This is a genomic window from Sinomicrobium oceani, assembly GCF_900119185.1.
In the GTDB taxonomy this organism is placed as follows: domain Bacteria; phylum Bacteroidota; class Bacteroidia; order Flavobacteriales; family Flavobacteriaceae; genus Sinomicrobium; species Sinomicrobium oceani.
In genome coordinates this window covers 95,516-117,040 of record NZ_FPJE01000012.1, presented here as the reverse complement: position 1 = coordinate 117,040, position 21,525 = coordinate 95,516, and the positions used below count along the sequence as shown (strand labels likewise).

Annotated in this window: 25 protein-coding genes and 1 riboswitch; of the genes, 17 read left to right on the top strand and 8 right to left on the bottom strand. The window is 45.1% G+C overall.

Annotated elements, in window-relative coordinates; genetic code table 11:
* The first annotated feature begins 2 nt into the window (after positions 1 to 2).
* The 11 genes from BT112_RS12075 to BT112_RS12025 all read left to right on the top strand — a co-directional run bounded on the left by BT112_RS12075 (position 3) and on the right by BT112_RS12025 (position 8,298).
* On the top strand, positions 3 to 1,025 hold the full coding sequence (locus BT112_RS12075) for a FecCD family ABC transporter permease (RefSeq protein WP_072317635.1): 1,023 nt from the start codon (positions 3 to 5) through the stop codon (positions 1,023 to 1,025).
* A gap of 24 nt (positions 1,026 to 1,049) precedes the next feature.
* Complete coding sequence (locus tag BT112_RS12070; RefSeq protein WP_245777034.1) at positions 1,050 to 1,853, top strand: ABC transporter ATP-binding protein; 804 nt, start codon at positions 1,050 to 1,052, stop codon at positions 1,851 to 1,853.
* A gap of 90 nt (positions 1,854 to 1,943) precedes the next feature.
* Positions 1,944 to 3,272, top strand: coding sequence for a DNA recombination protein RmuC (rmuC, locus tag BT112_RS12065; RefSeq protein WP_072317634.1), 1,329 nt, complete (start codon positions 1,944 to 1,946; stop codon positions 3,270 to 3,272).
* Between the two features lie 27 nt (positions 3,273 to 3,299).
* Positions 3,300 to 3,668, top strand: a complete 369-nt coding sequence (locus BT112_RS12060) for a 6-phosphogluconate dehydrogenase (protein ID WP_072317633.1) — start codon at positions 3,300 to 3,302, stop codon at positions 3,666 to 3,668.
* Positions 3,669 to 3,670: 2 nt separating this feature from the next.
* Entirely contained in the window at positions 3,671 to 4,219 is a 549-nt protein-coding gene (locus tag BT112_RS12055) for an acyl-CoA thioesterase (protein WP_072317632.1), read from the top strand.
* Positions 4,220 to 4,339: 120 nt separating this feature from the next.
* On the top strand, positions 4,340 to 4,954 hold the full coding sequence (locus BT112_RS12050) for an RNA polymerase sigma factor sigma-70 region 4 domain-containing protein (protein WP_072317631.1): 615 nt from the start codon (positions 4,340 to 4,342) through the stop codon (positions 4,952 to 4,954).
* Positions 4,955 to 4,998: 44 nt separating this feature from the next.
* A complete protein-coding gene (locus BT112_RS12045) occupies positions 4,999 to 5,697 on the top strand; it encodes a DUF3307 domain-containing protein (RefSeq protein WP_072317630.1) in 699 nt (232 codons plus the stop codon).
* Positions 5,698 to 5,758: 61 nt separating this feature from the next.
* Positions 5,759 to 6,355: a Crp/Fnr family transcriptional regulator gene (locus tag BT112_RS12040; RefSeq protein WP_072317629.1), complete on the top strand. Its 597-nt coding sequence runs from the start codon at positions 5,759 to 5,761 to the stop codon at positions 6,353 to 6,355.
* Positions 6,356 to 6,469: 114 nt separating this feature from the next.
* Positions 6,470 to 7,099: an NAD(P)H-dependent oxidoreductase gene (locus tag BT112_RS12035; RefSeq protein WP_072317628.1), complete on the top strand. Its 630-nt coding sequence runs from the start codon at positions 6,470 to 6,472 to the stop codon at positions 7,097 to 7,099.
* Between the two features lie 3 nt (positions 7,100 to 7,102).
* Positions 7,103 to 7,552: a DMT family transporter gene (locus BT112_RS12030; protein WP_072317627.1), complete on the top strand. Its 450-nt coding sequence runs from the start codon at positions 7,103 to 7,105 to the stop codon at positions 7,550 to 7,552.
* Between the two features lie 2 nt (positions 7,553 to 7,554).
* Positions 7,555 to 8,298, top strand: coding sequence for a GNAT family N-acetyltransferase (locus BT112_RS12025; RefSeq protein WP_072317626.1), 744 nt, complete (start codon positions 7,555 to 7,557; stop codon positions 8,296 to 8,298).
* A 198-nt stretch (positions 8,299 to 8,496) separates the two neighbouring features.
* On the opposite strand, the gene BT112_RS12020 is transcribed toward BT112_RS12025, so the two are convergent.
* The 8 genes from BT112_RS12020 to tssD (BT112_RS11985) form a co-directional block, all read right to left on the bottom strand.
* Entirely contained in the window at positions 8,497 to 8,931 is a 435-nt protein-coding gene (locus tag BT112_RS12020) for a DUF4280 domain-containing protein (RefSeq protein ID WP_072317625.1), read from the bottom strand.
* On the bottom strand, positions 8,924 to 9,811 hold the full coding sequence (locus BT112_RS12015) for a hypothetical protein (protein ID WP_072317624.1): 888 nt from the start codon (positions 9,809 to 9,811) through the stop codon (positions 8,924 to 8,926). The genes BT112_RS12020 and BT112_RS12015 overlap by 8 nt, the downstream gene beginning before the upstream one ends.
* 8 nt (positions 9,812 to 9,819) lie before the next feature.
* Complete coding sequence (locus BT112_RS12010) at positions 9,820 to 10,776, bottom strand: DUF2931 family protein (protein WP_245777033.1); 957 nt, start codon at positions 10,774 to 10,776, stop codon at positions 9,820 to 9,822.
* 86 nt (positions 10,777 to 10,862) lie between these two features.
* Positions 10,863 to 12,314 (bottom strand): T6SS phospholipase effector Tle1-like catalytic domain-containing protein, encoded by a 1,452-nt coding sequence (locus BT112_RS12005; RefSeq protein ID WP_072317622.1) that lies wholly within the window; start codon positions 12,312 to 12,314, stop codon positions 10,863 to 10,865.
* Positions 12,315 to 12,330: 16 nt separating this feature from the next.
* Positions 12,331 to 14,121 (bottom strand): type VI secretion system Vgr family protein, encoded by a 1,791-nt coding sequence (locus BT112_RS12000; protein ID WP_072317621.1) that lies wholly within the window; start codon positions 14,119 to 14,121, stop codon positions 12,331 to 12,333.
* A 360-nt stretch (positions 14,122 to 14,481) separates the two neighbouring features.
* Positions 14,482 to 15,045 carry a hypothetical protein gene (locus BT112_RS11995; RefSeq protein ID WP_139276160.1) on the bottom strand — a complete coding sequence of 188 codons (564 nt, stop codon included), beginning with the start codon at positions 15,043 to 15,045 and terminating at the stop codon, positions 14,482 to 14,484.
* Positions 15,046 to 15,067: 22 nt separating this feature from the next.
* Positions 15,068 to 15,463, bottom strand: coding sequence for a type VI secretion system tube protein TssD (gene tssD, locus BT112_RS11990; RefSeq protein ID WP_072317619.1), 396 nt, complete (start codon positions 15,461 to 15,463; stop codon positions 15,068 to 15,070).
* A 295-nt stretch (positions 15,464 to 15,758) separates the two neighbouring features.
* A complete protein-coding gene (gene tssD, locus BT112_RS11985; protein WP_072317618.1) occupies positions 15,759 to 16,145 on the bottom strand; it encodes a type VI secretion system tube protein TssD in 387 nt (128 codons plus the stop codon).
* A gap of 277 nt (positions 16,146 to 16,422) precedes the next feature.
* Between tssD (BT112_RS11985) and BT112_RS11980 the strand changes: the two genes are divergently transcribed.
* From BT112_RS11980 to msrB, 6 genes are all read left to right on the top strand, one after another.
* Positions 16,423 to 16,794: a bleomycin resistance protein gene (locus BT112_RS11980; protein WP_072317708.1), complete on the top strand. Its 372-nt coding sequence runs from the start codon at positions 16,423 to 16,425 to the stop codon at positions 16,792 to 16,794.
* 127 nt (positions 16,795 to 16,921) lie between these two features.
* Positions 16,922 to 18,004, top strand: a complete 1,083-nt coding sequence (locus BT112_RS11975; protein WP_175545790.1) for a lactonase family protein — start codon at positions 16,922 to 16,924, stop codon at positions 18,002 to 18,004.
* Positions 18,005 to 18,036: 32 nt separating this feature from the next.
* Positions 18,037 to 18,103: riboswitch (Fluoride riboswitch) on the top strand.
* A 57-nt stretch (positions 18,104 to 18,160) separates the two neighbouring features.
* Complete coding sequence (locus BT112_RS11970) at positions 18,161 to 19,489, top strand: voltage-gated chloride channel family protein (RefSeq protein ID WP_072317617.1); 1,329 nt, start codon at positions 18,161 to 18,163, stop codon at positions 19,487 to 19,489.
* A gap of 79 nt (positions 19,490 to 19,568) precedes the next feature.
* On the top strand, positions 19,569 to 20,438 hold the full coding sequence (locus tag BT112_RS11965) for an alpha/beta hydrolase (RefSeq protein ID WP_072317616.1): 870 nt from the start codon (positions 19,569 to 19,571) through the stop codon (positions 20,436 to 20,438).
* 12 nt (positions 20,439 to 20,450) lie between these two features.
* Positions 20,451 to 20,990, top strand: coding sequence for a hypothetical protein (locus BT112_RS11960; protein ID WP_072317615.1), 540 nt, complete (start codon positions 20,451 to 20,453; stop codon positions 20,988 to 20,990).
* Positions 20,991 to 21,110: 120 nt separating this feature from the next.
* On the top strand, positions 21,111 to 21,506 hold the full coding sequence (gene msrB / locus BT112_RS11955) for a peptide-methionine (R)-S-oxide reductase MsrB (RefSeq protein WP_072317614.1): 396 nt from the start codon (positions 21,111 to 21,113) through the stop codon (positions 21,504 to 21,506).
* Positions 21,507 to 21,525: the final 19 nt, after the last annotated feature.

Genomic DNA, 21,525 nt, shown 5'->3' with positions numbered 1-21,525 from the left:
GTTTGCCTGCAGTACGATCATACAAAATCCCATTTATACTGTTTTCCTTATTGCTCCTGCTGTGTTTTCTCACGAACATCAGCATGGGATCGGTCCGTATTCCGTTTTCCCAGATCTTATCCGTATTGCTTGGCGGAGAGACCGAAAAACCATCCTGGACCTATATCGTACTGAACTATCGCCTTCCGAAAGCCGTTATGGCCGTGCTGACAGGCGCCGGGCTTGCGGTAAGCGGATTGCTGATGCAAACCCTGTTCCGAAATCCCCTGGCCGGTCCGTTTGTACTGGGTATAAGTTCCGGAGCAAGTCTCGGGGTCGCTATACTTATTATGGGAGCAGCCACACTGGGGATTTCGGTGTTTCTGAGCAGTACCGTTTTTGCCATCGCTGCCACAGCAGGTAGTTTTCTTGTGCTCCTGGCCGTTATCTCCGTTTCCCTGAGAGTGCGCGATACGATGGCCATACTCATTATAGGATTGATGTTTGGGAGTATAACTTCTGCTGTGGTCGGTGTATTGTCTTATTTCAGCAGTGCCGAAAAATTACAACAGTATATCTTCTGGTCTTTCGGCAGCCTGGGAAATATGAGCTGGAATGAACTTTTGCTGCTTTTCATAATCCTTTCGACCGGTATACTGATGAGCATCGCTGCATTAAAAAGCCTTAATGCATTGCTACTCGGTGAAAATTATGCGCGAAGTATGGGAACCAACATCAGGCAGAGCCGTCTGCTCATCATAGGAGCAACAAGTCTCCTTGCCGGAAGTATCACCGCTTTTGCCGGACCGGTTGCTTTTATAGGTCTTGCGGTACCGCACCTTACCCGGCAGGTTTTTAACACGACCAATCATCGTATCCTGCTACCTGCCGTTATCCTTTACGGTGCAGTACTGATGCTCATCTGCGATACTATCGCACAGTGGCCGGCAAGCGAACATACCATGCCCATCAATGCGATCACTTCGATCGTAGGAGCACCGGTAGTGATCTGGTTATTGGTACGAAAGAAAAAAATGATTTTTTAAAGCGAAAGAAAAAAGGGACTTCCTATGACCACAGCTATGACATCCATCACCGGACATCCGGTTTTACGGGCAGAAAAACTCGCTATCGGTTATCTTTCCCGAAAAGCAACTACGACCATCGCCCGCGACATATCGTTCGAACTCAGCCGGGGAGAACTTACCGCCGTCATAGGAGCCAACGGGATCGGAAAATCCACCTTACTGCGAACGCTTTCCAAAATACAGTCCGCACTGTCCGGAACACTAACCCTCTCCGGAAAAACCCTGGACAGCTACAGCAATATCCGACTGGCACAGGAAATAAGCCTCGTGCTCACCGAACAAATACCTTCCCGCAACCTTACCGTTGCCGAAACCATTGCCCTGGGAAGGCAACCTTATACCAACTGGATAGGCAATCTCACTGCCGAGGATACCCGCAAAGTCAGGGAAGCCATTACCCTGCTCCATCTCGAAACTCTACAGCACAAAAAGTGTTATACATTGAGCGACGGACAGTTTCAAAAAGTTATGATAGCCCGGGCTATCGCTCAGGATACCTCACTGGTTATCCTCGACGAACCCACTACACACCTCGATGTGTACCACAAGACCTATATACTGAAGCTCCTCCGCGACCTGGCCCACACAACACAAAAGAGTATATTGTACTCTTCACACGAAATTGATCTTTCTATCCAGCTTTGTGATAAAATGCTGGTTATGCTCGGGCAAAGAGCCGATTTCGGAACGCCCTGCGAACTGATCGAACGTGGAACTTTCCGGGAACTCTTTCCACCTGACCTCATCGAATTCGACCCGAATACCGGAACTTTCCGTATCCGGTAAACACGTCTTTCTTTTTAGAACACCTCCGTACATACCGGGAAAAATTCTATCTTTGGAACATCATTATCCTATTACAAAACAGCAATCCCAATGCCTGAAAGCTTACTTCTTTTTATCATCGCCATTGTCGCTGCCGTTGCAGGTGTATTCATCGGTATATACATACAGGGGCTGAAGTCCAAAACCCGTATGAGCACCTGGACCGAAAGAGAACAGCAGTTACAGGCTGCACTCAGCGGACTTCGTCAGGACCTGGAAAAACTGCATAGTGAAAAAGCGGATATCGCCCGCGAGAAGGAAGCTACCGGATTGCAACTCGCCCGAAGGGAAGCCGAGCTCGACAACCTTCGGCAAAAGAATGAAGAACAAAAAGAAGAAGTAGAAAAACTCCAGGAAAAATTCACCCGGGAATTCGAAAACCTGGCCAATAAAATCCTGGATGAAAAAAGTAATAAATTCACGCTGCAGAACCGGGAAAACATCAAAAACATACTCACTCCCCTGCAGGAAAAAATACTGCTTTTCGAGAAAAAGGTAGAAGAGAGCCAGAAAGAAAGCATCAGTATCCATTCCGCATTACGCGAACAGCTTATACATCTGCAAAATCAGAACCTTAAAATAACCCAGGAAGCGGAAAATCTGACAAGGGCCCTGAAAGGAGACAGCAAAATGCAGGGGAACTGGGGAGAACTTGTTCTGGAACGCGTACTGGAGAAAAGCGGTCTCGAAAAAGGGCGCGAATACGAAATCCAGCAAAGTTTTACCAAAGAAGACGGGTCGCGGGTACTGCCCGACGTGATCATCCATCTTCCGGACGGTAAAAAAATGATCATAGACTCCAAAGTATCGCTAACGGCTTACGAACGCTTTGTCAATGCGGATGACGACCAGAAAGAGTTGTTTATGAAAGAACATGTCAACTCTATAAAACGCCATATAGAGCAGCTGTCCGATAAAAAATACGAGGATCTGTATGAAATGGAAAGTCCGGATTTTGTACTGATGTTTATTCCCATAGAACCTGCATTTGCCATAGCGGTAAACCAGGACAATTCGCTATACAACAAAGCTTTTGACAAAAATATTGTTATCGTCACACCCTCTACCCTGCTGGCTACATTACGTACCATAGACACCATGTGGAACAACGAAAAACAGCAGCGTAATGCCATCGAAATAGCCCGGCAGGCAGGAGCCCTGTACGATAAATTCGAAGGATTGATCACCGACCTGACCAAAGTGGGTAAAAAGATGGACGAAGCCAAAATCGAGTATAAAGGAGCCATGAACAAACTCTTCGAAGGCCGTGGCAATATTATCACCAGCATAGAGAAACTGAAAAAAATGGGGGCCAAAGCCAAAAAGTCCCTGCCCGAAGCCATTGTCAAACGGGCCGGAGAAATCGAAGAAGAAGAATAACACCTGTAAAACTTTACCTGTGCATATATGAAAAAAGCCGCTATTATCGTCCTGCTATCTGTCGTAGCACTCTTCCTCATCTATTATGCTTTTATCTATTTCGTTCCCTACAGTACCGGGGTACGTTCGGGGGAACTCATCAAAATAAGTCATAAAGGGGTCATGGTAAAAACATGGGAAGGCGAAATCAGTCAGGGCATTTCAGGTGCCCAGATCTTCAGCTTTTCGGTATTGCCCGGAGACAAGGAAGTTATAGAAGATCTGAAAGAACTACAGGGACGCTATGTCAAAGTAGATTATGTAGAACGTATGACAACTTTTTTCTGGCTTGGTGATACCAAATATTTTGTGACCAGTGTTGTCGAAGAACCCTCTCCGCACCAAAGAAAATTCTAAATATGACGACTATGTTCAAGACCGTAGCAGAATCGGAAGTAACGCTTTCGGTACTGATGCTCCCTTCGCATACCAATTTCAGTGGAAAAATTCACGGAGGCTATGTCTTATCCCTTCTGGATCAGATTGCCTTTGCATGTGCTTCCAAACATTCCGGAGCCTATTGTGTAACCGCTTCGGTAGATACCGTCGACTTTCTGAAACCAATCGAAGTCGGCGAACTTGTTACCCTGAAGGCCTCCATTAACTTTACAGGAAACTCTTCTATGATCGTAGGCATCCGTGTAGAAGCCGAAAATATACAGACCGGAAATGTAAAACACTGTAATTCTTCCTATTTTACCATGGTAGCCAAAGACGATAAGGGTAATAATGTAGATGTACCGGGAGTCATCATCCGCTCTGATAAAGAATTGCAACGTTTTCACAAAAGTATCAAACGCATAGAACTCCGCAAGGAAAGAAAAGCACATGCCTCTACGGTTCACCTGACTACCGGCCCGGATGATATTTCGAAAAAATATAAAGTAAAAATAAATCTCACCGATTAATCACTCCATATCGTTTTATTTAACGATAAAGGCAAATATCGCCTTATTACACGATAATCAAAAATATCGTTCTTTAAAACGATATTTGCTTTTATCGCTTTTTTAATTGATATTTGTGATATGACCAGTGTTATAACAGGAGATATTATCAATTCCCGGGGTGTTTCATCTCCGGCGACATGGCTTACGGTGCTTAAAGAGGCCTTAGCCCATATTGCTTCGGGTCCCAAATACTGGGAAATATTCCGGGGCGACAGTTTCCAGGTAGAGGTACAGGATTATCGCAAAGCCTTCCGGACCACCGTTTACCTCAAGGCATGTCTCAAGGAAATCAAAGATCTCGACGTGCGTATGGCCATAGGTATAGGAGACAAAACACACGAAGGAGCAACTATTTCCGAATCGAACGGACAAGCCTTTGTGTTTTCGGGAGAATTGTTTGAAACCCTGAAGAAAGAGAAAAGAAACCTCGCTATAAAAACGGGGGTACAGGAAACGGATGATGACCTCAATCTATTTTTTCGTCTCGGACTTATCGCTATGGACAACTGGACACCCAACTCTGCGGAAATCGTGAAACTGAGTATGGATCATCCGGATCTCTCACAGCAGGAACTCGGAGATCTGATCGGTATCCGGCAAAACACCGTAAGCGAACGACAAAAAAGAGCATACCTCGATGAAATTATGGCCCTCGACCGTATGTATAGAAAAAAGGCGGACGGAATTACCTGATCTCTATCCTGCCCGCCCCCGACAAATCCTGAAAACTTTACCTTATGGTTCTATTACTAAAACTGTTACTGGCCCATCTTATCGGCGATTTCATACTCCAATCCGATCGCTGGGTCAAAGAGAAAGAAGAGAAGAAACTCGCTTCGGGCAAGCTTTACATTCATGCGCTGCTGCATGCCCTGCTGACATTTCTCTTTTTATGGGACATTACATTCTGGTATATTCCCGTAATCATCGGTATTACCCATTTTTTTATCGATGCCGCCAAACTTTTATTGCAGCGCCCGGGTAACAAAAGGTTCCTTTTTTTTGCCGATCAGCTATTACACCTCCTTGTTATTTTTATCATGTGGTGCCTTATGCTCGGAGCACCTCCTGCATTTTCATGGTCCGCAAAACAACTGCTTCTCCTCACGGGAGCGTTGTTCCTTACCTTTCCTACTTCCATCATCATCAAAGTCATAATCTCCGTCTACACTCCGAAAACGGAAATGGAGAAGGACGATTCCCTCGAAAATGCCGGGAAATATATAGGCATACTGGAACGCCTGCTGGTATTTGTATTTATCGTAAGTGGTCACTGGGAAGGTGTCGGCTTCCTCATCGCCGCCAAGTCGATATTCCGGTTCAGCGATCTTACCCAGGCAAAAGACCGGAAACTTACGGAGTATATTCTTATCGGCACGCTACTCAGTTTCGGAACAGCCATTCTCTCCGCCATAGTATGTCTCTCGCTACTTTAAAAAGATCTGCATTTTACCGAACCGTGCGGCTGTCGTATTTTTACCGTTATATCCCTGACGTATGACAACAGCTTATGAACACTATATGATCACCCTGCGAGCAGCTATAGAAAGCTATGTCCCGCTTTCCGACCCTGCCTGGAATGCCTTACAATCTATTACCCGGTTTCGGGAACTGAAAAAAGGAGAAACACTGCTCAGGGAAGGACAGATCGCAAAATACCTGCACTTTATCTGTAAAGGAGCACTACGCACGTACTTTACGGATAAAGATGGGAATGTCTATAATAAAAATCTGTTTATGGAAGGCCGTTTTGCAGCTTCCAAAGTTTCTTTACTACAACACTCCCCTTCCTATTTTGCCATAGAAGCCCTCGAAGACACCGTACTTATAAATATAGCGTATAGCAGTTACCGGAAGCTTATCCATGAAAATCCAGATATCCGGAACTTCTATATTGCCTATATTGAGAAAAACTGGATTATAGAAAAAGAACAGCAGGAAATATCCCTGGTCATGGAAAACGCGACCGAACGATACCTCAAACTGCTCGAAAAACATCCCGATATAGATCAGCGTATTCCCAAACTGCATATCGCTTCCCATCTCGGGATTACCCCTACCCAGCTCAGCCGGATACGAAAAAAATTAAAATAAAACGGCAGAATCAACCTATGTAAAGGCATACCTCATCACCCGGGATTAATTTTGTCCCGATGCATTGATACTTGTTTACCGGTAATCCTAAAGCTAAACAAATAAAACCAAGGTATGTTACTCACAGAAAATCTGAAGTGGCGTTATGCCACCAAAAAATTCGATCCGTCAAAGAAAGTTTCCCCGGAAAATATCGAACGGATCAAAGAAGCCATCAGCCTGTCTGCAACTTCTTACGGATTACAGCTTTACAAAGTGTGTATCGTTTCCGATCCGGTACTACGCAGGAAATTACTCCCCGCGTCCTGGAATCAAAGACAGGTTACGGAAGCTTCTCATCTGCTGATTCTATGCCATTACCTGGAAGCAAACCGGAAACATGTGGATGATTATATAAAACTCCGTGCTTCCGTTCAGAAAATCACCTCCGAAGATTTAAAAGACTACGGTGATTTCGTAACCGGGAAATTGCTTGAAAAGCCAGATAGGGAACGTAAAGAATGGAATGTACGGCAAACCTATATCGTGCTGGGAAACCTGCTTGCTGCCTGTGCGGAACTCCGGATAGATACCTGTCCTATGGAGGGGTTTGACTCCGAAGCCTACGACCGTATGCTCGGACTATCCGCTATGGGGCTGCGGGCTTCACTGGTCATCCCCATCGGGTATCGTGCTGCCGGAGACCTTACACAACACCTCCCTAAAGTGCGAAAGCCTTTGGATGAATTATTCATAACCTGGTAAAATATGAATCAGTTCTCATTATCCGCACTGGCTTTTTTAGGCGGTATATTCCTCGCTATACAGGGAGGATATAATGCCCGTCTGGGCGTATTGCTCAAAAATCCCTTACTCGCCTCGGTTATGGCTTTTTTCTTCAGTATGCTGTTTGCCGTCGTACTGGCTGCCATAAGTATAAAGAAGTTTCCCGACAGCGAAACGCTTCGCCAAATTCCTTTTTACCTCTGGTTCACCGGCGGATTATTTTCGGTATTCGGAATCAGCCTGTATTATTATACGATCCCAAAACTGGGAGTTTCCACCATGATATCCCTCGGGTTGTGCGGCCAACTGATCTTTGCGGTTATCGCAGGGCATTTCGGATGGTTGCATCTTCCTTCCGAACCGCTTACCACAAAAAGGGTCTTCGGAATATTAGCTATGCTCACAGGAATTTTATTAATTAATCTGAAATAGACATGACCACACCACAAAACATACGTATTGCAGAAGCCAACATCCAAAACCTGACCTCCCTGTGGGCCACCGTAAGTTCTAATGCCGGATCGTATCATCCGGGAAGCGCATTTGATTATGCCCTGATACCGGACTCGGACTGGCCCAACCGGATATGGCACAAAGGAATACATACACCCGGGGATGTAGAAAATATCTCAAGGATCATCCGCTCCGTACCGCAAAAGCTGACCTTTCCGTGTTGGGATATTTACGGCGGGATTCCGAAAGCATTGTTGGCGCAACACGGTTTCATCAGGACTTTCGAACAAGTCGGGATGTCCATGCCCCTGGAGCAGGAACTTCCCCAACTTCATCGCCTTGATATACGACCGGTATCCGATGCCTATGAAGCGAGAAGCTGGGCCAGCCTGTATCCCAAAGCATTCGGATATCGCATCGCAGACCATATACTCCGGGCAGCACCGGAACACACAGACTTCTATATAGCCTATTATCAGCACAAGCCTGTTGGCACGGCCATACTACATTATACGGGTAGCATTGCAGGGATACACGGTGTAGGTATTATTCCGGAAATGCGGAGAAACGGGTTTGCCGGGGAAATCATGAATAGCGTGCTCAACATCGCCCGGAGCAAGGGAGCCAAAACTGCTACTTTACAGGCCTCCTCCATGGGAAAAGGATTGTATGTAAAAATGGGATTTGCCACGCAGTTTATCATGGAGAATTACCAGTTAACCTAAACATTCGGGAAGCAGATAACATCAATTACGGTTTTACGATGTAGGTTGTTCCCTGTCTTTTACAGTTTTCTTTGGGAGCATACAGTTTATAAAGATTACTACCTGAATCACAACTTTTACACAATGCCCATTAATTTTAAAAACTTTCCGTCAGCTGATAAATTTTTATTTCAGGTAGCTATCCCGTAAATAGCTGCATTAACGATCCGAAACTTCAGGTGACTGACTGACTCCCAACATAGCTCCCGGAAGCATCCGGGCTATTTGGGTAAATTCTTCCACGACACTACCGGCACTATCTATCTGCAACGTATCGATAATTGTTATTTTTCCTCCGGTACTGCACATACATTCGGAATCGTTGAACAAAAACTTTTTGTGTTTTCCCAAAGTGGTTTTGCTACTTGTCTTCGTCCATTTTTGAAGGGCAGGCGAACACGGTAAATAATCGCTACTTTTAGGCTTGAGTTTACATTTACCAAAAGTCTGGGGTACCTGCCTGTCCATATCCGTGGCTTTCAGCTTACCCTGTACCCTTATTTTGCTGTTTTCCGTTACTTTGAGTTTCGCCGGATTGAATCCCTGGTCACACTGCAGGACAGCTCCGTCGCATACGTAGATCTTGTTACTCATCTTCCAAAAGTTTTAAGTCGATTTCCGTTTCTTTCTTATAAATCCGGCCGATAGCAATCCGGGTTTGCATCGCTCCGCCTTTAATTATTCCCGACCTGGGTTTCAGGTCGTAATATCCTTTGTTTTCAAATATCAGGCTGTGCTGACTGCCTTCGTCTGCAAGCTCTCCTAACAGCATATTCAGTCGCTTTCGCGGAAAATCTTTATGGTCGGCTTGCAATACACCTTCGAACTCCAATTTACCGGAGTCGAGAATACGATAAAAATCCTGCAGCCTGGCCTTGTGAGCCACAGGAAGGGATACCTCTTCGATCGCGTTGTGGTACATAAAAGTTTCTCCTTCCCGGAAACGTTCGGAATAGGACGTTCCGAATATGGCAGGGAAAAGGAACCGGAATAAGGTATCTTCCGTATAACACCGCTGTATGTTCTCGTCTTTCAGCTGCCATTCGAAATCGGTAATACTTTTTCCCAGATCGGGATAGCGGCTTTCCAGACCGGGTCTCAGCCCTTTCCATTTCTCCCGTACTTCTTCCGGATTTTCCAACTGCAGTATTTTCATAGCCGGGCTCACATGAAAGACAAGATCGTCGTTTATCGCTGTGATCCGGAGTGCCAGCTGCATGGCTTTCGATAGCTTTTTCAGAGGAAACCCTTTCGGATCTACAGGAACCTTCTCTTTACAAAACAATCGGTACCGCAATGTTCCGGTATTGAAATATCCCTGGCACTGCAGGACATATCGCATTTTCATCCCGGAAAAAAAGGAACGTTTCCCTTTGCGGACCTCAGACGCTATACGAACCTCATAATGATACTCTCCGGGTTCCGTACAATGCTGAAGTTTATATGTGGTTGTTCCGGATTCCGTAACGTTCATATACTTATCTATTTAGAAACAGGATAGAGTTTCAGATCTGCTTTGTTTACCGGTATTTCTTCCTCTTTTCCTCGAAAAAAGATCCGGGCATCCCTGCTTCCTTTAGCTACGCGGATCAATAACGGAAGCCGATCCTCTTCAGAATCCCCGAAAGCCTTCCTGAAAACCCCGAATATTTCCTGTTCATCAAAATCTGTTTTTAACCTGTACCGGTTCTCCTGCTCATCTTTCCAGGTAACCAGGATATGTTTGGGTACTGCTCTTTCCTCATATACAGAAAGTTCCGGATTATTACCCGTTGTAAAGAGATCTTCACCGTTATAAAAAGTAATGAGTACTTCCTCTACGGTATTTTTTTTATCTTCAAAATCCAATTCCGGATACCACAGATATCGCTTCCTGTACGTTTCCCATTGTTCGTAGGGAATACGTTGCTCTACTTCCGAGGCCTCCACATCTTCGGCTATAGTACTGCGAATGTGTTCTTCCAGGGACACCGCAGAACCGGGCATAAATTCTTCCGCCGTCAGTAAGGTATCCTTAGCCTGGAACCATCCTATTTCCACCTTTTTACCACTTCCGGCCAGCCACACGGCAACCTTTCCTCCCGGGGCCATTCCTACATTGATCACCGTATAGCTTTTCTGCCTCCCCTTTCGATCTTCGAAGCCCTTCTTAAACAGTCTGTTTATCGTATCTTCCGGAAGTGGAAAACGACCAGTATAAAACTTGTTTTCCCGGTAAGACAACCACGTAATTTCCAAAGCTTCCGGGACTTCATGAAAGTCATTGCCGGCATAATGGGCAGGGCCGGGCATTCCCCAGTCCTGTCCGTTTTTGGCACCCAGCGTATGTCCGGCAGGAATACGTACTTCCCCGTCCCTTGCAATAAATCTTCCCCTGTACACTTCTGCAGGATAATTTTTGGGTGCATTTACCGAAGGTATCCATTCATATTTTTCCATTGGAATCTGGCTTGTACAGGAAAATATTCCTGTAGTGAGTATTATAACTATCCGTTGTTTTAATCTGTCTGCTTGCATCCTTATACCTATCCGTTATGTATGACACGCTTTCTCTGGCCGTTTTCCCAGTTGGGGCGCATAACCGATGCCGGGCCGGGAAGCCAGTTACTGTAATGTGCCGAAAAATGCAGGTACCTGTTTCTCAACCATCTCAATAATTCCCTGTCTTCGGCATTTTCGAAAATCATCGGTCCCTGTTCTCCTTTCACATAGGCATCCAAACGGGATTTTATATTCCTTAGCTCCCCCGTAACCGTATGTTTTCTGCTGAGTTTGGACAGATCTATAACCACTTTTTTATCTATACTGAATTCGGCCATAATATGTAAAGGGATATCTCCGTACTTTCCACTGACGCCAACCCGATTTCCATGAAGGTTTCCCCAAAACGTATTTATAGCAATCTCTTCCGGCCGGTACCAACCTTGTGCGATGAGAAAATCGCGATCGGCTTCGAGATTAGCTATGGAAGCATTCCGGTTTAGGAAACATTCCTCATCGGTCGTATCCGGATACCCTCCTCCGATATCGGAATGCATTCCCGGAAGTGACTTTTCCGTTCCCTTCCCCCCGGTGCTTGCGATATTGGTGAGGCTGAAATTCACACGGTGTTCGTCTGCAGCAGCCAGTTGAAAAGTATTCCTGGCTTTTTTTATCGCATCCAGACTCAGTTCCTGCGTATCATTACTGTGAATCAGCCCATAAGAGGCCACGGTATCATAGAGTCCGACAAAACGTACGACGATCATCTTTACCTCAATCCCTTCTTCGAGCAACGCTTCTCCCAAAGCGCCACTGTCTGCCGCATACCTGATAATTTGCGGGGGTGTACGGGGATTCCCCTGTATAACCTGTTTGATGTCACCTTCTTTCCGGGTGACTTCGTGCACAAAGTTTCGTGCAGCAGCCGCTCCCCGGCTGAATCCGTAGGTATCCAGAACCAGTAAATCAATTTCAAAAAGATTTCTCTGGCCTATGTTCTCTACGATCTTTTCACAGGCTTTATGGACCTTAGGACGAATTCCTGCGCTTCCCGTTCCGAATCCCCCTCCGAAAGTAGTGTCTTTTTCATAGTCTTCCGTACCTATACCTTCGATATAAATGGCCAGTTGCTTCTGTTTTTCTTCATTGATAATCTCATAAAAAGGTTCCAGCCGCGCTACGTTGGAATGATAGTTCTCAAAACTGTTTTCTCCTGCTATGTATTTATCGGCAAGACTGGCATCGAAAGGTTGGTTTTGCTGTCTTTTTTCATGTTCCAGCCTGGTATCGGTATTATTCCTGTTATTCCAGGTTCCGTCAAAAAACACACCGACCGTTACATTGACAGCATCTTCCGAAAGATGTTCTTCATAACTGGAATCTCCGACATAAACCCGGGAAGACTGCACCTGCACACCACTGAACACATTTACCGGTTCTTCCTGCGGAGTATCTGCTCTTTCTGCTATTAATACGATAGAATTTGAGGTTTCCATAACGTTCTGTTATTTTTTATTCTCCGTAATCCACACCCTCCGCACTGGCAATAGTGATGAGTCCACCTGCATTGGTCTTGATCTCTCCACTGGTATCGGTAGCTATTTCCTGTGCCTGTTGCCTGTAGGTAGTACTGAGTATTTTGATCTCTTCGTTAACTTTTATATCCTGATTGTTGGCTCTGAACATGCAATCGTTGGTCACTATTTCCGACTTGTTATTTCCCACCTGTATATCCATGTCTTCTTCGACATTGATCTGCATATTTTTAGCATTCAGGGTCATGGTTTCATTAGCGGTAATATCGATATTATTTCCTACGGTATCGATAAAAATAGTGTTCTTGTTCTTATCCGTAATCGTAATGCTTTCCGCTCCCTGGGCATCACTGAGTTTAATAATGTGGCCGCTGCGGGTATGGATGACCTTAAAATCGTTTTCGGCAGTGGCATATCCGCTCGATTGTCCGCCATTATAGAGTGTCCCTGTGATATAAGGTTTCTCGGCATTACCTCCTTCGAAAGCCACCTGTACTTCTTCTCCCACTTCCGGAATAAAATAAAATCCTTTATTCCCCCCGCCGTGCGGTTGTACCATGCGTATCCACGGGCTCTCATAATCCCAGTGAAATTTCACTTTAACCCTTCCCAAACCTTTCGGGTCGTTATTATCCGTCACTACGGCAGATTGGGTCTCTGCTACAGGCGGAGCAAAAATGTCGGTATAGGGAGGTACGTCTACCGAATCGGGGACCGCAGTGAAATCATTACTGTAATTCCCCTTTCCGTCACAGTGATGATGTAACGTTATGACATAATAATTCCCGTAATACTTTTCCTGGACCAGATCACTCGGGTTTTGTGTAAGTCCGAATTTAGGTTCCTTGATACCGATAATGTCCCCGATACGGAACCGGGTATCCTCGGATATACCGGTAGCCATAACGAGGCGTGCCTCTTTACCCCTTCGCTGGATCTTCACCCTGTCCAGCAAATGATTACGCGCGTTTCCTTCCGAGATGGGATGGTGATAGTACAATCCTGTTTCTCCTTCGGGATACATTTTTTCGGACATTTCTACCATATGTTGTAATACGCCCTGAAAATTCTTTTGTAGTTCCGAAGAACGGGCCTGTTGTACCTCCGCTGCGGTAGCTTCATAACCCGAATACCGGAATCCCAGGGGACGCGCACTAACCCGGATGTCGAACTCCTCCAGCGTATGCCCGTATTCCAGTGACACCTGTTTTCCACGGGGTTTTCCGAAAATGAGCTCTTCCCCGTTAAAATAAAACCAATGCCCTTTTTTCTGTGCCAGTCTTCGCAGAAAATCGAAATCACTTTCTTTGTACTGCACGATATAATCCGGTTGTTCGTCTTCCGCATTCTGGCTGAATTTCACCTTTCCCGTATGCGAACGGGTCACTTCATGAATGATCTTGGAAAAGCTATCGCCTACAAAGTTCCGGGTGCGGGGTATCCCGTCCATATACACGGTGGGACTGTGACCGGAGATCACAATTCCCCCCGCATCACCTCCGGCACGTGCAAGACTGGCATCCGTCACGACCCCGTGAAAGACATGTGCTTCTCCGGCAGCAAAATTTTTGGGAACAATTTCGATATAGGCCATGCAACCGATATAGCGCTGCATCCTGTCGAGCGCATTCTGAGAGAACCCCTTGTTAAATATTTCGACAAAGGAGAACGTATGATGTCCGTGAATCTGCTGGGTTATTTCGAGGTTATCAAACTCGATGACATCTTCACCGTCTATACGGATCTTTACACTGGTTTGAGTAGCCATAGCTGTTATTTTTGGTTCATGTTTTCTATATAATTCGGGGCGTTTCTTTAGTTTTTTATCAAAACAATCATAAAAGGCTGTTTCTCGCTTTCATTATTTATAACAATTTAGTTTGCAGTATCTTTCACATCAATCCCTACATGAAGAAAGACATATCTTTTATCTATATCGGAAAAACCGGTCGTACCCGGCCTTGAGATCATATTATAAGACAATTTTCCCGACACAAGACCCCATAACACTTATCCACATTGTGAGTAATGCGTATATCTCGCCAACGGTGTAAGGGTTATGCTTCATGCTGGTTTTACTCCAATCTGTTTAATGTCGCTCTACTACCGGTTTCGGTTGTATAAAGCTTTAATTTCTTCCAGCGTAACGCAGGTTTATACTTCGAGCATCTTTTGCCACATTTCCACGGTAAAAAGATAAACGGGTATTCCTGCCGGTATCCGTATTACGACCCTCAATACCTGTAGCTGTCAAGGTCATAACCGTCTCCGGAGATTTTCCCAACCCGGACATATACTGCTTTTGCATTCTACTGATCTGCCAGGGGATTTCGGAACCTGAAAAGCAACCTTTTAACCATGACCTCAGCCGCCTGGTATTATTTTCTATATGGTTTAGCATATCACTGCTATCCGTGCAGATATGTAGTTTAATAACCTGCTCCCTGTTCAACCTTCCGGGTACAACCACAATAACCTCTTCCCGTGTCGTAACTCCGAATTTTTCCTCGCTCCGGTCGTAGGGATCGTTCATAATATCCGGCATATTATTTTCCATACTATACAATGCATCGTCATAAACTTCTTCTGCGAGTGGATCCCGACAGACATGACGATGCCCGGTCATCAGCATCGGTCGCTGATGATGATCTGCTGTTATCCGAAGTAATCTTTGTGTCAGGGCATCATTCATAATGCTGTAAATTAAAGTAGTGTTATGTTCGTAAAGCCCAGTTTTTAGTAAAAGGAATACTGTTAATTACTATTTCTCTGGCAGAAATAAGGATCTGCACCCGCAAGGGTTTATCGCTGTCGGCAGAAAACCGCTCGCGATAATTCAGACAATAACCGTGTCTGAACTCCACTTCGCGCAGCTTGCTCAGGGCATCCCGTTTGTAAAAGATAATCCTGCCGTTCTTGGTTTGCGAACTGCTGATCATCCATTCGTAAAGCATCGTACTCCTGGTCAGTTCTACGACAAGACGTATTTTTCCGCCACGGGGATCGGAAGACGGTTTATCGCTGATATCCGAATCCTGGTCGAACATGATTTCGTAGTCAAGTACGTTCATCTCCTGTCCGTCCAAAGCAAATTTTGATAAAAAACTCATGATTTGAAGCTGATTTTAATCGTTTCTTACAATATACCGATCGTTACATAAATATGCATCACATTCAGAGGTACTGTTGGAGAAGACTGTAATATCCACACGGATTGGACTTCTGCATACAACACATACCTTGTTCAAAAGCTTCAGGAGTAAGAAAGGGATCTTTTCGTATCCTGATCGATTAGTATTGTCCGGGAAAGAATCTTAAAAAATACAGGGGAAGTTTCGGCACCTCCCCTGTGCAACATTTGATTTGATCTTCTATATAAATAATATCAGATCGGGGAAAGTGTGCTTACACCCATTCGTTGACATGTTCTCCGCCTCCGCTGGAGATCATACGACACGAAATGGTAAACGTTTCCGTCAGGGGATTTCTCCCTGCAGCCTCGAAATTTTCTTTGTATTTTACGAGATACCCTTCGGTAAAGTGTACTTCCCTGAGTTTGGCATCGGTATCCCGCTTAATATAGGTGATAACACCGTTTTTACGTTCGAAATTGTTGGTCATCCACTCAAAAAAGAAAGAGTCTCCGGAAGATTCAACAGTTAAATATATTCTTCCTCCGCGCGTTACGGAAGATGGTCGTCCTGTGGCATCTACTTCTTGTGCCAGATCGTAGTTTGCGTGTAAAATGTTTACTTTTTTACCGCCTACTTCTAAAGTTGCTTTAAATGACATAACTAACTAAAATTTAAAAATTAAGGTTAAAAAAAAGGTATACCAAATCAAATATTGAATTATTTACTTTTGCAATATATTAAAAATTAAGACATTCTGCAATTTTAAACGCCGTATTTTCCCTCATCGCGCAGGAATTAACCTTCCGGAAAACTATGAAACACATCCGTCGTAAAGATCTTATACAAAAATTACCTATTTTTGAACATATCAATACGAGTTACCGATGTAAAATCCGGGTTTTACACCTTTCGGTCACATGCAGAACAACTATGATATGCTCAAAGCTATTCACCCGAAATTACCCATGCGAAACAAAAATCAAACCAGAGATTTTTATCTGCGTAAACTCGGTTTTAAAGAATTCGGACAGGCCGATTTCGAAGGTTATCTCATGATAGAGAAAGACAGCGTTCAGCTTCATTTTTTTGAATTCGTCGATCTTGATCCGAAAGAAAATTACGGACAGGTTTATATCAGAACCGATACTATTGATGCCTTGTACCAGCAATTGCTGGAAAGAAATATAAGTATCCATCCGAATGGGGCGCTGGAAAACAAGTTATGGGGACAACGGGAATTTTCTATACTCGATCCTGATAACAATCTGTTGACATTCGGGCAGGATATAAAGAAACACAGATATTAAATCGATCTTCCTCATGATAAAAAAAGTAGTCTTTCTCGTTACGTGTTCCCTGGTACTAATGGCATGTAAGGAAAAAAAAAATAAAACTGAGAAGTCTTCGGATCCCGAAAAAGGCCTCACAGCAGTTATGCCCCGAGAAGCTTCCTATGCTTTTGTAGGTACGTACACCCGCGACGAAGGTTTTGTCAACGGGCAGGCCGAAGGGGTTTATTTACTGAAACGCAACGAAGATGACGCCTCCCTGCTAAAACAAAAAGTAGCCGCAGAAGTCACCAATCCGTCATACCTCGCCGTTTCGCCAGACCGCAACAACCTGTATGTGGTGAGCGAAGTTGGCAGGGAAGGGGAAATCGGTGCTGTACATGTCTATGACCTCAGCGATTTCCGGAACCCGGTACATCTACAGGAAATATCCACGGATGCCAAGGCTCCCTGCTATGTGGGACTTGACAGGAAGGGCGATTATGTCTTTGCCGTGAATTATGCCGGCGGTGTGGTAAAAATGTATAAACGAGACAAAAAAGGAATGCTCACACCTGTAGATGCCGTGCAGTTACACGGTTCCGGACCGGATAAAGGCAGACAAGCCGAATCGCACCCGCATTCTCTTTTTCTTTCCCCCGATAATCGCTTTGCCTATGTCCCCGACCTGGGCAGTGATAAAATATGGACGTTCCGGATAGACCGTGAACAACATAAACTCCTTCCGCTTTCCGATGGGTTCGTAGCCACCAGACCCGGGGCCGGACCTCGTCATATCGCATTTCATCCAAACGGTAAATACGCATATCTTATCAATGAGCTCGACAATACCGTTAACGCTTATGCGTTTGACAGTGAAACAGGAATTCTCTCCGAAATACAAACCCTATCCACATTACCGGAAGATTTTAAAGGAACCAGCAGTGGTGCGGACATCCATATACATCCCAACGGGAGATTCCTCTATGGCTCCAACCGCGGTGACGACAGTATTGTGGTCTATGCCATACACCCGGAAAACGGGAAATTATCTGTCGTGCAGTTTCAACCTGTTCACGGAAAATTCCCTCGGAATTTCGCCATCCATCCTTCCGGAAAAACACTGTATGCAGCCAATCAGAATTCCGGGAATATTGCCCGGTTTACTATCGATGAAAACACCGGAAAACTGGAATACGCTTCCGAAACAGCAGTGAACACCCCGGTTTGTATTAAATTTTATCCGTAGATTCCGAAATTTTAACTAATTTTGAACACTGTAAAATCAGTGGCAATGGTGTCTGCCCTGAACCGCCCTTTTACAAGGGATAATGGCGCCTGTTATCGTGACCATCACCACAGTGGTGCATGGCATTTCATGTGTAATTTATAACAGGTACTATTCATGACCAGACAAGAAGTTTCCCGAAAGCTGCGTTCCGTAGAACAACTCCCTTCCTTATTTTTTATCGGTAAGTGGATCATATTATCTGCCCTGGTAGGTATTCTGGCCGGATCGGCTTCTGCCCTTCTCTTATTTTCATTGCAATGGGCTACCGATTTCCGCGAAACCCATACCTGGATTATATGGTTATTACCTTTTGGCGGACTACTCATCGGGTTTAGCTATCATTACTGGGGGCAGGACGTAGTAAAAGGCAACAACCAGCTCCTGGAGGAGTTTCACAGTCCGAAACAGATTATTCCGCTCAAAATGGCCCCTCTTGTACTTTTTGGTACGGTAGCCACACACTTTTTCGGTGGTTCTGCCGGACGGGAAGGTACGGCAGTACAGATGGGCGGAGCCATTGCCGACCAGTTTACCCGGATATTCCGGCTGCGGCCCAGGGACCGGAAAATCCTTTTGGTCATCGGGATCAGTGCCGGATTTGCCTCCGTTTTCGGCACACCTCTCGCCGGGGCTATTTTTGCACTTGAGGTCCTGGTTATCGGGAGAATGCGCTACGAAGCCCTGCTTCCCAGTTTTATCACGGCTGTAATTGCCGATTATGCCTGCCGTTGGTGGCAGGTGGAACACACCCATTATCACGTGGACCTCGTCCCCGACATGCAATTGCCTTTTCTGCTCTGGGCCGTATGTGCAGGCATTATTTTCGGCCTGGCTGCTTTACTGTTTTCCCGGTCTACCCATTTTTTCAGTGCCCTTTTTGGTTCGGGAATAAAATATCCGCCATTACGACCTGTCGTCGGAGGAGCGGTTCTCGCTGTTGTTGTTTATTTTATAGGGACTACAAAATACATAGGGCTGGGTATCCCCACTATTGTGGAGGCTTTCGAAAACCAGCTTCCTCCTTACGATTTTCTGCTTAAAATACTCTTTACGGCATTTACGCTGGGAGCAGGCTTCAAAGGAGGGGAAGTAACCCCCTTGTTCTTTATCGGGGCTACCCTCGGAAATGCACTGGCCCTGTTTATTCCGCTTCCGGCAGCCCTTCTGGCCGGAATGGGATTCGTAGCCGTATTTTCCGGTGCTACCAATACCCCTATCGCCTGTACCATTATGGGCATTGAACTCTTCGGTATCGAAAGCGGGGTCTTTATAGCCCTGGCCTGTGTAACCGCCTATTTGTTTTCCGGGCATTCCGGTATTTATTCGGCACAGATCATCGGAAGTCCCAAACACCTTTTTTACGGCAGGGACCGGGGCAAAACCCTTACCGAAATCGACAAAAAGCATCAGAAAAAAAACCGAAAAACCGAAAAACCCGGATAAACGACGTATTGTTAAACCTCTTCCGGTGTATGGAATCCTGAAAACAATGGCTTAACTTGCACCTTTTAATCCTTTGATTATGGAAGATAAGGCCAACAAAGAGCAATACCGGCAGTCTGTAGAAATACCGAGTTCGATTAAATACACCGGTAAATTTCTGCAATCGATGTCTCCTGCCCTGGCTACAAAATTTGCGACCAGGCTCTTTACCACGCCATTAAAGTACAAACTCCCGAAACGGGAACAACACATGGATGAGGAAAGTACGCAAACCAGGGAAACCGTCCCCGGTCTCCAAAAGGAAATCGTGGTATACACATACGGTAAGGGAGCTAAAAAAGCATTGCTCGTCCACGGCTGGAGCGGCCGGGGTACACAACTCGTCAAAATTGCCGATACCCTGGTCCGGCAAGGTTATACCACCATAAGTTTTGATGCACCGGCACATGGAAAAGCAGCCGGAAAAACATCCAATATGTCCGAATTTATAGATGCGGTCCTGTTTCTCGAAGAAAAATACGGACCGTTCGATATCGCTATCGGGCACTCTCTCGGGGGAATGACGGTACTCAATGCCTTAAAAAGAGGATTACAGGCCAGGAAGGCCGTAATCATCGGTGCCGGAGATATGGTATCGGATATCGCTGTCGATTTTGTAAAAACCCTCGGGCTCAAACCGGAAATCGGGCACAATCTCAAAACCTCTTTTGACCAGCGTGTAGGATTTGACATAAACCAGCTCTCTGCCAGCATCGCAGCCCGTGATGTTCATATCCCCGTTCTTGTTATCCATGACAAAGAAGACAAAGATGTACCCCTGAGTGCCGCAAAACACATCGTACAGCATCTGAACAAAGGAGAATTGATGATTACGGAAGGGCTGGGACATAGAAAAATTCTCGGCGACACCAGGGTAATAGAGAAAATTATTAACTTTAACGAAATTTAAAACGAAAAAGCGATGAAAAAAATTCTTGCATTAGTATTGGTAAGCGCACTGGTTTTTGTTTCCTGTGAAGGAGATCAGGGACCTCCCGGACAGGACGGGTTGGATGGCCTGAACGGTCATATATTTGAAGCAGGCCCTGTTGATCTTTCCTATGATCCGGCTACAAATTTATACTCTGCAATAATAAATTTCGCAGATGAGACAGATTTTGAAATACTCGATACTGATGCTGTTCTTGTCTATAGGCTCCAGGGCAGTGTAGAGTTTAATGATGGTACTACAGCCGATTCGTGGGCTCTTCTTCCTCTCACTTACACTCCGGATGAGGGCACTTTTTACTACACCTTTGAGCATAATTACATAGATACGGAAATTTTTATAGATGGGAATTTTGATTTATCCGGTTTAGCATCAGAATATACCCAAGATCAGATTTTCAGAATTGTAATCATCCCCAATCCGGATGCCCAAGGTCTGAATGTTTCCAATTTCGATGAAGTTTTAAAAGCTTTGAACCCAGAGCAAATCAAACAAATCGAAATTAAAAATTAATTTTGACCTTTATCTGAAGATAAAAAAGTTCAAATCAAAATTTAAGGCCGACCAATCAATTTTTTTTAGTCGGCTTTATTTTTTATATCTTTAAATTATAAACTCTTTTATGTACTGATCATGTCCAACACAGAGTACCCCATACATAAATCCGAAGACGAATGGAAAGCCGAGCTTTCCCCGGAAGCCTACCGGGTACTCCGCCGGGGAGGTACCGAATTTCCACATTCCGGAGCCTACAACCTGCATTTCGAAAATGGCACCTATTGTTGTGCTGCCTGTAAAACACCTTTGTTCGAAAGCACACATAAATTCCGGAGTGGTTGCGGATGGCCCAGTTTTGACAAAGCTATCGACGGTACTATCGAGTACCTGAAAGATACCTCACACGGTATGATCCGCACCGAGATACGCTGTGCAAATTGCGGCGGGCATCTGGGACATGTCTTTGACGATGGTCCTACAGAGACCGGAACACGGTACTGCGTGAATTCGGCCAGCCTCGATTTCGAATAAACTTTACAGGACCTGCCGG

What these genes read in the sequence shown, in the direction of transcription:
- BT112_RS12070 (WP_245777034.1), top strand. Translation starts at nt 1,050, where the DNA reads ATGACCACAGCTATGACATCCATCACCGGACATCCGGTTTTACGGGCA.
- rmuC (WP_072317634.1), top strand. Translation starts at nt 1,944, where the DNA reads ATGCCTGAAAGCTTACTTCTTTTTATCATCGCCATTGTCGCTGCCGTT.
- BT112_RS12060 (WP_072317633.1), top strand. Translation starts at nt 3,300, where the DNA reads ATGAAAAAAGCCGCTATTATCGTCCTGCTATCTGTCGTAGCACTCTTC.
- BT112_RS12055 (WP_072317632.1), top strand. Translation starts at nt 3,671, where the DNA reads ATGACGACTATGTTCAAGACCGTAGCAGAATCGGAAGTAACGCTTTCG.
- BT112_RS12050 (WP_072317631.1), top strand. Translation starts at nt 4,340, where the DNA reads ATGACCAGTGTTATAACAGGAGATATTATCAATTCCCGGGGTGTTTCA.
- BT112_RS12045 (WP_072317630.1), top strand. Translation starts at nt 4,999, where the DNA reads ATGGTTCTATTACTAAAACTGTTACTGGCCCATCTTATCGGCGATTTC.
- BT112_RS12040 (WP_072317629.1), top strand. Translation starts at nt 5,759, where the DNA reads ATGACAACAGCTTATGAACACTATATGATCACCCTGCGAGCAGCTATA.
- BT112_RS12035 (WP_072317628.1), top strand. Translation starts at nt 6,470, where the DNA reads ATGTTACTCACAGAAAATCTGAAGTGGCGTTATGCCACCAAAAAATTC.
- BT112_RS12030 (WP_072317627.1), top strand. Translation starts at nt 7,103, where the DNA reads ATGAATCAGTTCTCATTATCCGCACTGGCTTTTTTAGGCGGTATATTC.
- BT112_RS12025 (WP_072317626.1), top strand. Translation starts at nt 7,555, where the DNA reads ATGACCACACCACAAAACATACGTATTGCAGAAGCCAACATCCAAAAC.
- BT112_RS12020 (WP_072317625.1), bottom strand. Translation starts at nt 8,931, where the DNA reads ATGAGTAACAAGATCTACGTATGCGACGGAGCTGTCCTGCAGTGTGAC.
- BT112_RS12015 (WP_072317624.1), bottom strand. Translation starts at nt 9,811, where the DNA reads ATGAACGTTACGGAATCCGGAACAACCACATATAAACTTCAGCATTGT.
- BT112_RS12010 (WP_245777033.1), bottom strand. Translation starts at nt 10,776, where the DNA reads ATGGAAAAATATGAATGGATACCTTCGGTAAATGCACCCAAAAATTAT.
- BT112_RS12005 (WP_072317622.1), bottom strand. Translation starts at nt 12,314, where the DNA reads ATGGAAACCTCAAATTCTATCGTATTAATAGCAGAAAGAGCAGATACT.
- BT112_RS12000 (WP_072317621.1), bottom strand. Translation starts at nt 14,121, where the DNA reads ATGGCTACTCAAACCAGTGTAAAGATCCGTATAGACGGTGAAGATGTC.
- BT112_RS11995 (WP_139276160.1), bottom strand. Translation starts at nt 15,045, where the DNA reads ATGAATGATGCCCTGACACAAAGATTACTTCGGATAACAGCAGATCAT.
- tssD (WP_072317619.1), bottom strand. Translation starts at nt 15,463, where the DNA reads ATGAGTTTTTTATCAAAATTTGCTTTGGACGGACAGGAGATGAACGTA.
- tssD (WP_072317618.1), bottom strand. Translation starts at nt 16,145, where the DNA reads ATGTCATTTAAAGCAACTTTAGAAGTAGGCGGTAAAAAAGTAAACATT.
- BT112_RS11980 (WP_072317708.1), top strand. Translation starts at nt 16,423, where the DNA reads ATGCTCAAAGCTATTCACCCGAAATTACCCATGCGAAACAAAAATCAA.
- BT112_RS11975 (WP_175545790.1), top strand. Translation starts at nt 16,922, where the DNA reads ATGCCCCGAGAAGCTTCCTATGCTTTTGTAGGTACGTACACCCGCGAC.
- BT112_RS11970 (WP_072317617.1), top strand. Translation starts at nt 18,161, where the DNA reads ATGACCAGACAAGAAGTTTCCCGAAAGCTGCGTTCCGTAGAACAACTC.
- BT112_RS11965 (WP_072317616.1), top strand. Translation starts at nt 19,569, where the DNA reads ATGGAAGATAAGGCCAACAAAGAGCAATACCGGCAGTCTGTAGAAATA.
- BT112_RS11960 (WP_072317615.1), top strand. Translation starts at nt 20,451, where the DNA reads ATGAAAAAAATTCTTGCATTAGTATTGGTAAGCGCACTGGTTTTTGTT.
- msrB (WP_072317614.1), top strand. Translation starts at nt 21,111, where the DNA reads ATGTCCAACACAGAGTACCCCATACATAAATCCGAAGACGAATGGAAA.